The 13,123-nt window shown below is 64.0% G+C and carries 12 protein-coding genes and 1 pseudogene; 8 read left to right on the forward strand and 5 right to left on the reverse strand.

Annotation, left to right across the window (positions count from 1 at the left end; translation table 11 throughout):
* Positions 1 to 190 precede the first annotated feature (190 nt).
* A complete protein-coding gene (locus GTW23_RS16580; RefSeq protein WP_152009440.1) occupies positions 191 to 2,686 on the forward strand; it encodes an ATP-dependent helicase in 2,496 nt (831 codons plus the stop codon).
* Between the two features lie 50 nt (positions 2,687 to 2,736).
* Here the strand turns inward: GTW23_RS16580 and GTW23_RS16585 are convergent, their stop codons facing one another.
* Positions 2,737 to 3,600: a LysR substrate-binding domain-containing protein gene (locus tag GTW23_RS16585; protein ID WP_252916602.1), complete on the reverse strand. Its 864-nt coding sequence runs from the start codon at positions 3,598 to 3,600 to the stop codon at positions 2,737 to 2,739.
* Between the two features lie 108 nt (positions 3,601 to 3,708).
* Here GTW23_RS16585 and GTW23_RS16590 point away from each other — a divergent pair, with 108 nt between their 5' ends.
* From GTW23_RS16590 to GTW23_RS16615, 6 genes and pseudogenes are all read left to right on the forward strand, one after another.
* On the forward strand, positions 3,709 to 3,873 hold the full coding sequence (locus tag GTW23_RS16590) for a hypothetical protein (RefSeq protein WP_252916603.1): 165 nt from the start codon (positions 3,709 to 3,711) through the stop codon (positions 3,871 to 3,873).
* 250 nt (positions 3,874 to 4,123) lie between these two features.
* Positions 4,124 to 4,975: an META domain-containing protein gene (locus GTW23_RS16595; protein ID WP_252916604.1), complete on the forward strand. Its 852-nt coding sequence runs from the start codon at positions 4,124 to 4,126 to the stop codon at positions 4,973 to 4,975.
* Between the two features lie 273 nt (positions 4,976 to 5,248).
* The gene (locus GTW23_RS16600) at positions 5,249 to 5,581 is read left to right on the forward strand and encodes a Flp family type IVb pilin (protein WP_152009437.1); all 333 of its coding nucleotides are present in this window, start codon (positions 5,249 to 5,251) and stop codon (positions 5,579 to 5,581) included.
* A 123-nt stretch (positions 5,582 to 5,704) separates the two neighbouring features.
* On the forward strand, positions 5,705 to 6,082 hold the full coding sequence (locus GTW23_RS16605; RefSeq protein ID WP_252916605.1) for a DUF2946 family protein: 378 nt from the start codon (positions 5,705 to 5,707) through the stop codon (positions 6,080 to 6,082).
* Between the two features lie 42 nt (positions 6,083 to 6,124).
* The gene (locus GTW23_RS16610) at positions 6,125 to 7,531 is read left to right on the forward strand and encodes a PepSY-associated TM helix domain-containing protein (RefSeq protein ID WP_252916607.1); all 1,407 of its coding nucleotides are present in this window, start codon (positions 6,125 to 6,127) and stop codon (positions 7,529 to 7,531) included.
* A 393-nt stretch (positions 7,532 to 7,924) separates the two neighbouring features.
* A pseudogene (locus GTW23_RS16615) lies at positions 7,925 to 8,425 on the forward strand (GGDEF domain-containing protein); the annotation flags it as partial.
* A gap of 108 nt (positions 8,426 to 8,533) precedes the next feature.
* Here GTW23_RS16615 and GTW23_RS16620 read toward each other — a convergent pair.
* From GTW23_RS16620 to GTW23_RS16635, 4 genes are all read right to left on the reverse strand, one after another.
* Entirely contained in the window at positions 8,534 to 8,950 is a 417-nt protein-coding gene (locus GTW23_RS16620; protein ID WP_252916608.1) for an MAPEG family protein, read from the reverse strand.
* Between the two features lie 124 nt (positions 8,951 to 9,074).
* A complete protein-coding gene (locus GTW23_RS16625) occupies positions 9,075 to 9,329 on the reverse strand; it encodes a DUF2164 domain-containing protein (RefSeq protein WP_152009432.1) in 255 nt (84 codons plus the stop codon).
* Positions 9,330 to 9,400: 71 nt separating this feature from the next.
* On the reverse strand, positions 9,401 to 11,038 hold the full coding sequence (locus tag GTW23_RS16630; protein WP_252916609.1) for a chloride channel protein: 1,638 nt from the start codon (positions 11,036 to 11,038) through the stop codon (positions 9,401 to 9,403).
* Positions 11,039 to 11,041: 3 nt separating this feature from the next.
* Complete coding sequence (locus GTW23_RS16635; protein ID WP_252916610.1) at positions 11,042 to 11,539, reverse strand: thioesterase family protein; 498 nt, start codon at positions 11,537 to 11,539, stop codon at positions 11,042 to 11,044.
* Positions 11,540 to 11,698: 159 nt separating this feature from the next.
* Between GTW23_RS16635 and GTW23_RS16640 the strand changes: the two genes are divergently transcribed.
* Positions 11,699 to 13,114, forward strand: coding sequence for an FAD-binding oxidoreductase (locus tag GTW23_RS16640; RefSeq protein WP_252916611.1), 1,416 nt, complete (start codon positions 11,699 to 11,701; stop codon positions 13,112 to 13,114).
* Positions 13,115 to 13,123: the final 9 nt, after the last annotated feature.

Genomic DNA, 13,123 nt, shown 5'->3' on the forward strand with positions numbered 1-13,123 from the left:
CTTGCCAAATCCGTCCGAAATGGCAAGCCCGAGTTGTGAAAGGTGGGGGACAGGTTACTTTTGGCGGTCCGGTTTCGCAGTGGCGTCATATCCCAAGGCGCCAAAAGTAAACTGTCTCCGAGATCCCCGACATGACGGACCAAACCGCGAACGCTGGTCTTTCCGCCCCGAATCACTACATTCACGGGGTATGAACAGACCAGATGACGATATCCCGTTTTTCGGCGACGAAGATCCCGCGCCCCGCGCTCCCGCAGCCAGCGCCTCGGGTGGCGGAATTGCCGCGCGTGCCATGGCTGCGCGCAACGCATCGCGGCCCGCGCCGAACTACCTCGCGGGCCTCAATCCAGAGCAGGCCGATGCAGTCGAATCCATCGAAGGCCCGGTGCTGGTGCTGGCTGGGGCGGGCACCGGCAAGACCCGCGTGCTGACCACCCGCATCGCCCATATCCTCAATCTCGGCCTGGCATTCCCGTCGCAGATCCTTTCGGTCACCTTCACCAACAAGGCGGCGCGCGAGATGAAGGAGCGCGTCGGCGTTTTGGTCGGCGGCGCGGTCGAGGGCATGCCCTGGCTCGGCACCTTCCACTCGATCGGCGTCAAGCTGCTCCGCCGCCATGCGGAACTGGCAAGCCTTCGTTCCGATTTCACAATTCTCGACACCGACGACGTCATCCGGCTGTGCAAGCAGCTGATCCAGGCCGAAGGCATCGACGACAAGCGCTGGCCCGCGCGGCAGTTCGCCAATTTGATCGACGGCTGGAAGAACAAGGGTTACGGCCCCGCCGACATCCCCGAGGGCGACAGCCGCGGCTTTGCCAATGGCAAGGGCAGGGCGCTCTACCAGGCCTACCAGGAGCGGCTGCAGACGCTGAACGCCGTCGATTTCGGCGATCTGCTCTGCCTGCCGATCCGCATGTTTCGCGCCAACCCGGATGTGCTGAAGGACTACCAGCAGAAGTTCCGCTTCATCCTGGTCGACGAGTACCAGGACACCAACACCGCCCAATACATGTGGCTGAGGTTGCTGGCCCAGCGGCCCGCCGGCGAGCGCCCCAACATCTGCTGCGTCGGCGATGACGACCAGTCGATCTATGGCTGGCGCGGCGCGGAAGTCGAAAACATCCTCCGCTTCGAGAAGGATTTCCCCGGCGCCAAAGTCATCCGGCTTGAGCGCAACTACCGCTCGACCGAGCATATCCTCGGCGCTGCCGGGCATCTGATTTCCCACAATGAAGGCCGACTCGGCAAGACGTTGTTCACCGAGCAGTCCGACCCCGAGCACGAGCGCGTGATGGTCCATGCCGCCTGGGATTCCGAGGAAGAGGCCCGCGCCATCGGCGAGGAGATCGAGCAGGCGCAGATCAAGGGCCGGGCACTCAACAACATGGCGATCCTGGTCCGCGCCTCGTTCCAGATGCGCGAGTTCGAGGAACGCTTCGTCACGCTGGGGCTGAACTATCGCGTCATCGGCGGCCCGCGCTTCTATGAGCGCCAGGAAATCCGCGACGCGATGGCGTTCTTCCGCGTCGTCAGCCAGCCCGCCGACGATCTCGCCTTCGAGCGTATCGTCAATGTCCCCAAGCGCGGCCTGGGCGAAGCGGCGGTGCGCCAGGTCCATGACGTCGCCCGCGCCCGCGGCATCCCGATGTTGGCCGCCGCGCGCGAACTGATCCTGACCGATGAACTGAAACCCAAGCCGCGCAAGTCGCTGACCGACGTGGTCGAGATGTTCTCCCGCTGGCAGGGGATGATGGAGACGACACCCGGCCACGAACTGGCCGAGACCATTTTGGAGGAATCCGGCTACACCGAGATGTGGCAGAACGACCGGTCCGCCGACGCGCCGACGCGGCTCGAAAACCTGAAAGAGCTGGTCGAGACCATTTCCGGCTTCGAATCGCTGCGCGCCTTTCTGGAGCATGTGGCGCTGGTCATGGACACCGACAACAACCCCGATCTCGACGCCGTCTCGATCATGACGCTGCACTCGGCCAAGGGGCTGGAATTCGAGACCGTGTTCCTGCCCGGCTGGGAGGAAGGCCTGTTCCCGCACCAGCGCGCGCTCGACGAGGGCGGGCGCTCGGGCCTCGAGGAAGAGCGCCGGCTCGCCTATGTCGGCCTCACCCGCGCAAAACTCTATTGCCACATCTGGTTCGTCTCCAACCGGCGCATTCACGGGTTGTGGCAATCGACACTGCCCTCGCGCTTCCTCGATGAACTGCCCGAGGCCCATGTCGAAGTTGCCGAAATGGACACCGGCTACGGCGGCTATGGCCGGGGTGGGCGCTTCGGGGCGTCAGGCGGCCGCCACTCCGGCGGCCCCTACGGCGCCTCGCGCTTCGACAAGGCCGAACCGTTCGCCGGCAACTACAACACGCCGGGCTGGAAACGCGCCCAGGCCAACAAGACCGACGCCGCCCGCGACAACTGGGGCACCCGCTCCGGCCACGCCGTCGAACGCATCGCCTACGGCGAATCCGGCCCGCGCGGCTCCACCATCGAAGGCGAACTCGTCGCCAAGTCCACTGGCACCACCTCCGCCTACTCGGTCGGCGACCGCGTCTTCCACCTCAAATTCGGCAACGGCAATATTGCCGGGATCGATGGCAACAAGCTGACGATCGATTTCGACAAGGCGGGGCAGAAGCGGGTGCTGGATGGGTTTGTGGAGCCGGTGGGGTAGGGGGCTTTAATGCCCGCCTGTCGCGCCTGGATGCCAGAGCGCAATCCGAGCTACCCCCTTACCCTCCCCAATTCCCCCACCAGGTAATCCGCGAATATCGCCACATGCGGGGCGCAGGCGGCCTTGTTGTAGTGCACGCTCATGGCGATCTCGGGCAGGGGCGGGAAGCCGGGCTGGCCGTCGAGGATCCGCAAGGTCTCCGGCAGGATCGAGGCTTCCATCACCGAGACGGCGGCGCCGTTGAGCACGGTCTGCTCGATCAGGTTGACGCTGCGGGTCGAGCAGGCGATGCGCCACGGACGCTCGATCTGCTCAAGCGCCCGCAATCCGGCTTCCCGCACCGAGCAGCCGTTCGGAAACAGCGCCAGCGAGAGCCGCTGGTCGGGATCATCGACATAATCGGGGGCGGCGACCCAGTGCAGCGATTCGTAACGCGCGATCCGGCCCTTGACCTGGTCCGAGCTGTGGGTGGCGAGCAGGATGTCGATCTCGCCGCGCTCGAGCATCGGCAGCAGGTCGATCGAGCTCTCGCAGGTCAGTTCGAACTCGATCAGCGGATAGTTCGACGAGAAGGCCGCCAGCAGCGGCGCCAGCAGGTAGCTCGCATAGTCGTCCGGCGCGCCGAAGCGGATCAGGCCTTCGGCTTCGGGCCGCCGCATGTGCGCCAGCGCCGCCTCGTTGGCGGACAGGATGCGGTTGGCATAGACCAAGAGCGCCTCGCCCGAATTGGTGATCTCGACGGAACTGCGGTTGCGCTCGAAGAGCCGTTCGCCGGCGATCTCCTCCAGCCGCTTGAGCTGCAGGCTGACCGCGGATTGCGTCCGCCCGATGGCTTCCGCGGCGCGGGTGAAGTTGCGGTGCGCGGCAATCGCCACGAAGGAGCGGAGCAGGTCGATTTCGAGATCACGTTGCATGGCCTTGATTAACAATCCTCATCATAAGAAGCAATTTAATTCGTTTTGCGCATCAGGTCGCCGGATCTATGGTTGTCCCATCGTCACAGCCGGAACAGGAGAAAAGCCATGTTCAACCTGATCGCCAACGCCATGTTCGAAGCCACGCGGATGTCCGCTCCTGAAACAACGCAGCCGCGCAACCGCTGGTCATTTAGCGGTGATCGCAGCCCGGTTGCGTCATGCTCGAAAGGTGCGTCGACAGGCAAGGCCGATACCGCGCCAGGCCGCTGAGACCACCGCTGAGACCAGCGCTCAGACCGCCACAGAGGGCAGGGCCTCACTCATGATCATTGCAAGGCATCGAGAGCCGGTGGCGTGGGCCGCCGGCTCCCCTGTGCTGTTGAGCGTTCCCTTTTCGATACGTGCATCATAAGAGTCGGTTGGCTCCGATGAATGCCGGATGAATTTGCCGTTCAAGGCCGGTTCAATCGAGTGGCGGCACAACAGGGCATCGCTCAATGGTCAACAAGGGGTTCCGGCCATGAAAAATCTCGTTCGCAGCTGTCTCGCTCTCGGTTTCCTGCTTGCCGCCCAGGCAATGGCGAAGGCTGAGGAAATCTATCTCCAGTCGGTCCAGTCCGGCAAATATGTCACGATCGTGGGTGGCACGCTTGCCGCCGCCGCCACGGACGCCCGGAGCGCCAGCCGCCTCGACACGGTCCGGCTGGAAGGCAACAGGATCGCGTTTCGCGATTCTGCCACCGGCAGCTTTGTCCGCGCCGGCGTTGGCCAGGGAACCTTTCTGGCCGCGGGCAGCCCGCATATCAGGGGCTGGGAGACCTTCGAGGTGATGGGTGTCAACGGACGCGACGTCGCGCTGCGGTCGGTGCAGAACGGCAAGTTCGTCCGCGCCGGCGTTGGCAAACGCTCGCATCTGGCAGCCGTATCCGAGCGCGCTTCCGGATGGGAAACCTTCCGCTTCGTCGAAGTCCGTGCGGCGCAGCAGAACGAAGCCCAGGCGGGCGGCGTCGATCTGGGCGACATTGTTGGCAACTACCGCATCACCCATATCGCCGCCGACAACGGTTTCCTGGTGCAGCTCGGCCAGCAGATGGCGGCGCGCGCACGCCTGGGGCTCGATGATCGCGGCCGGGTCAGCGCCACGATCGGCTGCAACAGTCATTCCACCCGCATTTCGGTCCGCAATGGCCGTGTCCAGCCCGACGGGCAGGTGATGCAAACCAAGATGCGGTGCGCCGGCCAGGGCGAAACCGCGGCGGAGGATGGGCTTCGCCGGGCGCTCACAACCAGCAGGCTCATTGTCCGCGAAGGCCGCACTGTGACCTTCAAGGCAGCCAACGGTGCGGAGCTGATGAAGATCCGGCGGATGTAACGGCCGCCGATTGCCGCCAAAAAACGGCGCAGCTTCAGCACTTTACGCCGCCGGGAGGCATCCTCCAGGCGGCGTCAACCTGCACCAGGCCACGTCTTGCCGGTGGTGCGGATCTCCCATAATGGAACTGCTGTGCCGTTCTGGCACATTCTTAACCAGTGCCGTCAACGGTTTTGAAACAGATTGCGTGCAACCTTGCCGTGTCTGGCCAATGATTGGCCGGACCCGGTCGATGATTGACCGGGCGTGCACACTGATCTGAAAGGGACCTCCATGATGAAGGTACTCTGCACCCGCGCCGCCGACTGCGAGTCCGGTGCAACCGCGATGGAATATGCGCTCACGGCGGCGGTCCTCTCCGTGGCCCTTCTCACCGGGGCCGGAACCGTCGGTACGGCCATCCAGACCCAGTTCGGGCTTGTCTCAAACACGCTTGCGATGTCCTCCAGCCGGCCCGGTGCGGCCGCCGGCGGCACAAGCCTTGTGTCGCTGCAGACTTCCTCACAGGGACAGGCCCGGGCGCATGGTCAGCCGCAATCTTATGGGCACACCCAGTCACATGGGCATGCCATGACCGCAGGCCACGCCTTGCAATCACCTCCCTGATCCCCCCGAGCCACGCCGCGGCGCCGGCAGACACTCGGCAGCAATGCCCCCTCTCTGCGCAAAAACCCTGCCGAGTTGAAAAATCCGCTGTATCGCGTGGCGGTATTTGGCTAGGGGTATGGCATGATGCAGGGATTGAGAGAGCTGGAAACGAGACGACTGGTCTTTGCGACCCTGTTCGTTCCGTTGCTGCTTGCCTCGTTCTTCTCGGTCCACACCATGCCGCGGTTCTCCGGTCAGGGCATGGAGATCGTCATCTGTACAGGTACCGGCTTCGAGACGGTCTCCCAGGGCGATGAAGGCGATCCGGCCGGAGATCCCGCGAAATCGCTTTGCGACTGGTCGATGCAGGTGCATGCGGCGGCCCTGCCGCAGGCGGGCGCGGCGCTTGAGCCGGTAGCGCTTGGCGATGCCGAAGCTCTCGCTTTCGAAAAAACCATCCTGCGTGCCGGCGTGTTCAAGTCCGGCCGCCATGCCCGGGCGCCGCCCGTCCTTCTCTGACACCCGTAATTCAAAGCAATTCTTTTGTCAGAGGAGAGACTGATGGTCTCGATCGATTCGTCCGGTGCGCCGGCGCAGGCCACAGCGCCTGCCGGCACCAGCAAACTCTATCTCGCGGCATGGCGCTGGCATTTCTATGCCGGGCTCTATGTCATCCCGTTCTTCGCCATGCTGGCCATTACCGGCATGGCCATGGCCTGGATCGCCTATATCGATGGCCGTGACGGCGAACGCATCGCCGTTCAACAGCAAGCGGTGGCCCAATCCGTCTCGGTGCAGGCCGATGCAGCGCTGGCCGCCATTCCCGGCGGCACGCTCAGGCAATATGTCGCCCCCCGCGCCGCAGATCTCGCCGCCATCTTCCGCGTCGATCTCGACGGCAAGGCGACCATGGTCGCGGTCGACCCCTACACCGCGACCGTGCTTGCGGAGTATCCGCGCCGCAGCGGCTGGTATGACTTCTTCGACAACGTTCACAGCGACCTCCTGCTCGGTGTCACCGGCGACCGGATGATAGAGATCGCAGCCTCCCTCGGCATGGTGCTGATCGCCACCGGGCTTTACATGTGGTGGCCACGCAATGCGGGCTGGCGCGGAACGCTGGTCCCGTCTCTTGGCCGCGGCGGCAGGGCGATGTGGCGTTCGCTGCACGGGGTGGTCGGCTTCTGGATCTCGCTGTTCCTGGTGTTCTTCCTCGTCTCCGGCCTGTCTTGGGCTGGCGTCTGGGGCGGGATGATGGTGCAGGCCTGGAGCCAGTTTCCGGCTGAGAAATGGGACAATGTTCCGCTCTCCGACGAGACCCACGCTTCCATGAACCATGGCCCGAAGGAAGTTCCCTGGGCGCTGGAACAGACCCCGATGCCCGCGTCCGGCAGCCAGGCCGGTGAGGCAGGACTGGCCGCAGGGTCCGAGGTCACCATCGACAACATGGACCGGTTGGCCCGCGCAATCGGCTTCGACGGCCGCTACCAGATGAACGTCCCCACCGGCGAAACCGGCGTCTACACTTTCAGCCGGGATTCGATGAGCACCGACAGTACCGACCCGATGTCGGACCGCACCGTGCATGTCGACCGCTACACCGGCAACATCCTGGCCGACGTCCGCTATGAGGACTATTCCTGGGCGGGGAAGGCCATGGCGGTGGGTATTGCGCTGCACATGGGCACCATGGGGCTGTGGAGCGTGCTCGCCAACACGGCTGTCTGCCTGTCGGTGCTGTTCCTGTGCGCAAGCAGCGTGGTGATGTGGTGGAAGCGCCGGGCAGGGGGCTTGCGCCTCTCCGCGCCGCCCCTGCCGCGCGACATGCCGCTCTGGCAGGGCGCCACATTTGTTGCGCTCGCAGTCTCGATGGCGTTCCCGATGGCGGGTCTCACCCTGCTCGTGGTGATGGTCGTGGACATGCTTGTCCTCTCCCGCATCCCGGCGCTCAAACGCGCGCTCTCCTGATGCACTGACAACGGGAAGGCCGCGTCCGAAGGGGCGCGGCCTGGCTCTCGCACCGTTTCGTGCACCGGCCTGATCCGCCCGCAGAGGCCCGACCGGTCATTTCAGCGTTTCTTAGAACAATTGCGATATCGAAGCAGTTGCATTCCCAAAATCATGCGCGGAAAGCGATGCTGGAGAAAGGCCGAAACGATGTTCGAGATCCGCACCAGGCGGCAGGTCTACAGGATGACGGCGATCATCACCCTGTTCGCGGTGCTGATCCCGGTTTTGACATTCGCGCTGCCATTTGCCTTTTTCGGCAAGGCCTATCTCGGCTTCTTCGCCATTGCAGTCTTCCCAGCGGCCCTGATCCCGCTGTTTCTGGCACCGCCGATCGCCATCATCATTCTCCAGATGTTCCGCAGGCAGACCCTGACCATCGACAAGGTCGACGAATACATAAGGTACGACGCGCTCACCGGGGTCCTGACCCGCACCTACCTGCTCGGCAAGAGCCGGGAACAGCTTGCAGCCGGTGGCGGCGCATTCCTGATGATCGATGCGGATCATTTCAAGGCGATCAACGACACCCATGGTCATGATGTGGGCGACGAGGCGCTCAAGAAGCTGGCCGAGGTGCTGCGCAAGGCGCTGACAACCGAGGCGCTGATCGGCCGGCTGGGCGGAGAGGAATTCGGCGTTCTGCTGCCCGGTGCCAACCATGCCAGAGCCGCCATGGCCGCTGAAGCGGTCTGCAGCCTGATGCGGTCGGAGGCCGGCACCATCGCCGGCCATGAAATCGGCCTGACGGTCAGCATTGGCTGCGCCGTACATATTCCCGGACAGACACTCGAACGCATCATGAAGCGCGCCGATGCCGCGCTCTACCAGGCCAAGCGCACTGGCCGTGATCGTGTCTGCGTTGCCGAAGCCGAAGGCGCCGTGTCCGTGCAAGAGCCGGAGGCAGTTGTCGCCGACACTGCCGGAAAACCGGCGCGCGGCGGCGACCGCAACAACAGGCGCTTAACCCGCCAGCGTCCACAGCCCGTGGCCGAGCAGGCCGATCAGCAGAACCACCTGGGCCAGGAACGACAGGCCGAAGCCGCCGCCGCGCTGCCAGCCCGGCGCGTCCTCCTGGATGAAGTGCCAGGCATGCAGTGCCCGGCCGATGGTAAAGACCAGCCCGAGCCCGTGCGCCGCTGAAACCGGCATGCCGATCAGGGCACCGATGAGCAGCATGACGAAGAACATCGGCATGTTCTCGACCGCATTGGCATGGCCACGGATGATCCGGATCAGGTGCTTGATCCCGCCGTCGCCGATCGAGACCTTGTACCTGCCTCGCAACCGCCCGGTTTCGGTCGCGATCCACAGCAGGATCGCCATGTTGAGCGCGGCGTAAATGCCGACTGCCGAAAGGACTGATGTCAGGTCTTGCATTGTGGATCTCCGTCAGATGGGTAGGTTGGACCATGCGGTCCCGGGCCTATGCGATGCCGGGTTTTGTGCATGAAGTAAACAGGTTTGGTGTCCTGCGCCTGGTTTGTCGCGCGATGTTCGCGGGCTAGCGCAAATGCCTGGTCGGCTGCTCCAGTTGAAACACATCGTCCCGCAGACTGTCCATCCGCTTTCCTATCAGGTCCTGCGCATCGTAGAGCCCGCGATTGTAGAAATACGCGCCCATCTTCTCGCTGAAGAACCGCATCAGCATTTCCGCCGGCAGCGAACCGATATCCTGGTCGAGCTCGTCGCGGAAATACTCCTGGATTTCACCCACCATGGCCTTGGTTTCCTCGCGGCTGAACGTGATCGGCTTCATTGGTCTCTCTTGGATAGCTGGAATTGGAAAGTGCGGGGGACCCGGGCAAACCACGAGCCGGTTTTTGGCCGCTAGCGATGCTCTTCCTCGCTGGCGGCGATCAGGCGGCGGTTGAAGTGACTGACCGCCTTGACCTGCTCGGCCCAGGCCACGATCCGCCCCGTCTCCTCGTCGGCCACCACCGGCAGGCGCGTATGCCCGCTCGAATCGAACACGCGCAACGCCGTCTCCAGCGTGTCGGTTGGTTTGAGCGACGGTGTCTCTCGCTCGGGGTCAAGGTACTCGGCTTCGGCATCGTCGGCCGGCAGCGTCATGAAATCCATCACCCGGGCGTTGCGCAGCTCGGTCCGGTGCGGCCCGTCCTTGACGAACAGCCCGCGCATTTCAAGTTGCCACTGGAAATAGGAATGCCCGTGCAGCGCCAGGTTCGCCCCGTGCGCGATCGCGACGGTGAGCAGCAATGCGATCGACAGCGCATAGCCGCCGGTCAGCTCGAACACGATCACCGTGGTCGAGATCGGCGCGCCGAGCACCGCACCCGCCACCGCGCCCATGCCGAGGATCGAGTAGAGCGCCTGGCTCGAGGCAAGTTCGGGAAAGGCGCTTGCCGCGATGATGCCGAAGGCGCCGCCGGTCATGGCGCCGAGATAGAGCGAGGGGGAGAACACCCCGCCGCCGAACCGCGCGGCCAGCGTGACCGCCGTGGCCAGCGTCTTCATCAGGATCAGTGTGAGCATCAGCGCCAGCGGCAACTGCCCCCACAAAGCCAGGTCCGTGGCCTCGTAGCCGACGCCGAGCACATGGGGAAAGGCAACCCCCATCAGGCCGACGGCCAGCCCGCCGCAAATCGGCAGCGCCCAGATCGGCACTGGTGAGCGCCGCGCCACATATTCGGCCGAAAACAGCGCGAACTGAAAGGCTGCGGCCACCATCGCGCAGACCACGCCCAGCAGCGCGAACGCCGGAAACTCCCAGTAAGAGGTGATCTGGTAGGAGGGCACGATGAAGGCCGCGGCATCGCCGAACCAGAGCCGCGAGACAATCGCGCCCGCCGAAGACGCGATCACCACCGGCACGAAGGCGCGCGAGGCGTAGTGGCCGAGGATCACTTCATGGGCAAACAGCACGCCTGCGATCGGCGCGTTGAAGCTTGCCGATATCGCCGAGGCGACGCCTGCGGCCATCAGCGTCCTCCGTGCATAATCGGGCAGGTGCAGCCGTTCGCCCACGGCATTGGCCAGCGTCGCGCCGAGATGGATCACCGGACCCTCGCGGCCCGCGCTTCCGCCGGCACCAAGGGAAAACGCCGTGGTGAACGCGCTCAGCAAGCCTTCGCGCAGGCTCAGCCGCCGCCCGGTCAGGGCCCGCGCCTCGATCACGTCGGCCACGCCGCCGGTGCGCCGGGAGGGAAGAAAACGGCTGACGATGATGCCGACAACCACGCCGCCCAGCGTAGGCCCGGCGACGATCATGTACCAGGGTGTTTGGCGGGCGACCGAGAGCACCTGTTCGCTGGTGTCGCCGAGCCAGTAGAGCTGGACGATGCCGATCAACTGCCGGAAGCCGATCGCCGCCCAGGCCACCGACAGGCCGATGACGAGCGACAACAGCCAGATCACCGGCTGACGATGTTCGACAAAGGCCCTGATGTTGGGCAGCACCCATTGCCGGATGCGTCCAGGCACTGTGCGGACGATCTCAGGCAGCATCTCTCATCCTGTCTGGTGGGCCGGTTTGCGCGCGATCCCGACGGACCGTCCGGCGCGTTCGGGCCGGGGCAGGCGCCTGTGCGCTTCAGCCATGCGGCCGACATTGGCGACGACGTCATCGGGCATCGGCGTTGTCCTGGGGCCGCTCATGTCGATATGCAGCAGCATCGCCTCGCAGGTTGCAGACAGCCAGCCGTCCACATGCATCAGTTCCTGGAACAGGTGGATCCGCTTGGCGTCAAAATCCATGAGCCGTGTATTCACGCTGACCCTGGCGTCGGGCTTGAGTTCGCGGACGTAGCAGACATGGGCTTCGGCTGTAAAAAAGCTGAGGTTCCGCTCGGCGAGGTAGCCAGGTCCACAACCAAGCAGCTCAAAGACATGATCGACGCCCTTGTCGAACAGCACATTGTAGTAAGCCATGTTCAGGTGACCGTTGTAATCGAGCCAGGCCGGATCCAGTCCGCGCACTGGCGCGATCACCGGAGCATCAAAAATCATGGCTTCTCCCTTACCAATGTCTGCCAGCGGCCACTAATCTTCACCCTCAGCGCCGCCCACACTGGACAAGAGCGCCTCAGTTTGCACATTACCTCATCACGCCGAAGCAGCAAGCATTTGGCAGATAAAGCGTAAACACCATTGACCGGAGAAAACCACATGGGTCTGAGCGACCTCCAACCCGGCCTTCGCAACGAGGAAGGCATCCAGGCGGTCATCGGCGTGCTGCGTCAGCGTTTCGGCGAGCAATTGCAGACCGGTGAGGCGTTGCGCGCCCAGCACGCCCACACCACCACCTATATTCCCGGCCAATTGCCCGATGCGGTGGTGTTCCCCGGCAACGCCGAGGAGGTCAAGCTTATCGTCCGGGCCTGCGCCGATCATCGCGTGCCGGTGATTCCCTTTGGCACCGGCACTTCGCTGGAAGGTCAGGTCAACGCGCCCAACGGCGGCATTTCCATCGACATGTCGCGCATGAACAGGGTGCTTGAGGTCAATGCCGAGGATCTCGACTGCACGGTCGAGCCGGGTGTGACCCGCGAGCAGCTCAATACGTATTTGCGTGACACCGGTCTGTTTTTCCCCATCGATCCGGGCGCCAATGCCTCGATAGGCGGTATGACCTCGACGCGTGCATCGGGCACCAATGCGGTGCGCTATGGAACCATGCGCGACAATGTCATCGCCGTGACCGCCGTGACCGCGTCTGGCGAGGAGATCCGGACTGCCCGCCGCGCCCGCAAGTCCTCCGCCGGCTATGATCTGACCCGCCTGTTCGTCGGTTCCGAAGGCACGCTTGGCGTGATCACCTCGGTCACGCTGCGTCTGCAGGGCATCCCGCAGGCGATCTCCGGCGGGGTTTGTCCGTTCCCGACCGTCGAGGCCGCCTGCAACGCGGTCATCATGACCATCCAGATGGGCATTCCGGTGGCCCGCATCGAACTCCTCGATGCGCTGCAGATGAAGGCCTGCAACGCCTACTCGAAGCTCGACAATCCCGAGAGCCCGTCGTTGTTCCTCGAGTTCCACGGCACCGAGGCCGGCGTTGCCGAACAGGCGGAGCTGTTCGGCGAGATCGCCGCGGAATGCGGTGGCGGCGAATTCCTCTGGACCACCAATCCCGAGCAGCGCACCGAACTGTGGAAGGCGCGCCACAATGCCTACTGGGCCTCGTTGCAGCTCAGGCCCGGTGCCAAGGGCATCTCGACCGATGTCTGCGTACCGATCTCCAGGCTCGCCGAATGTGTCGCCGCAACCCAGGAAGACATCGCCGCCGCCGGATTGATCGCGCCGATTGTCGGTCACGCCGGAGATGGAAACTTTCATGTTCTCATCCTGCTCGACACCGATGTTCCCGCCGAGATCAAGGCCGCTGAGGACTTCGTCGGGCGGCTCAATGCGCGTGCCCTGGCGATGGATGGAACCTGCACCGGTGAACATGGTATAGGTCAGGGCAAGCAGCCCTATCTCTCCCTGGAAATGGGGGAGGGGGTATCGGTGATGCGGCAGATCAAGCAGGCGCTCGACCCCATGAACATCATGAACCCGGGCAAGATTTTTTCGTTCGAGAGCTGAAACCAACAG

Source organism: Parahoeflea alexandrii (assembly GCF_024105735.1).
In the GTDB taxonomy this organism is placed as follows: domain Bacteria; phylum Pseudomonadota; class Alphaproteobacteria; order Rhizobiales; family Rhizobiaceae; genus Hoeflea; species Hoeflea alexandrii.

Coding starts and splice junctions, on each gene's coding strand:
- GTW23_RS16580 (WP_152009440.1), top strand. CDS start 191: ATGAACAGACCAGATGACGATATCCCGTTTTTCGGCGACGAAGATCCC.
- GTW23_RS16585 (WP_252916602.1), bottom strand. CDS start 3,600: ATGCAACGTGATCTCGAAATCGACCTGCTCCGCTCCTTCGTGGCGATT.
- GTW23_RS16590 (WP_252916603.1), top strand. CDS start 3,709: ATGTTCAACCTGATCGCCAACGCCATGTTCGAAGCCACGCGGATGTCC.
- GTW23_RS16595 (WP_252916604.1), top strand. CDS start 4,124: ATGAAAAATCTCGTTCGCAGCTGTCTCGCTCTCGGTTTCCTGCTTGCC.
- GTW23_RS16600 (WP_152009437.1), top strand. CDS start 5,249: ATGATGAAGGTACTCTGCACCCGCGCCGCCGACTGCGAGTCCGGTGCA.
- GTW23_RS16605 (WP_252916605.1), top strand. CDS start 5,705: ATGATGCAGGGATTGAGAGAGCTGGAAACGAGACGACTGGTCTTTGCG.
- GTW23_RS16610 (WP_252916607.1), top strand. CDS start 6,125: ATGGTCTCGATCGATTCGTCCGGTGCGCCGGCGCAGGCCACAGCGCCT.
- GTW23_RS16620 (WP_252916608.1), bottom strand. CDS start 8,950: ATGCAAGACCTGACATCAGTCCTTTCGGCAGTCGGCATTTACGCCGCG.
- GTW23_RS16625 (WP_152009432.1), bottom strand. CDS start 9,329: ATGAAGCCGATCACGTTCAGCCGCGAGGAAACCAAGGCCATGGTGGGT.
- GTW23_RS16630 (WP_252916609.1), bottom strand. CDS start 11,038: ATGCTGCCTGAGATCGTCCGCACAGTGCCTGGACGCATCCGGCAATGG.
- GTW23_RS16635 (WP_252916610.1), bottom strand. CDS start 11,539: ATGATTTTTGATGCTCCGGTGATCGCGCCAGTGCGCGGACTGGATCCG.
- GTW23_RS16640 (WP_252916611.1), top strand. CDS start 11,699: ATGGGTCTGAGCGACCTCCAACCCGGCCTTCGCAACGAGGAAGGCATC.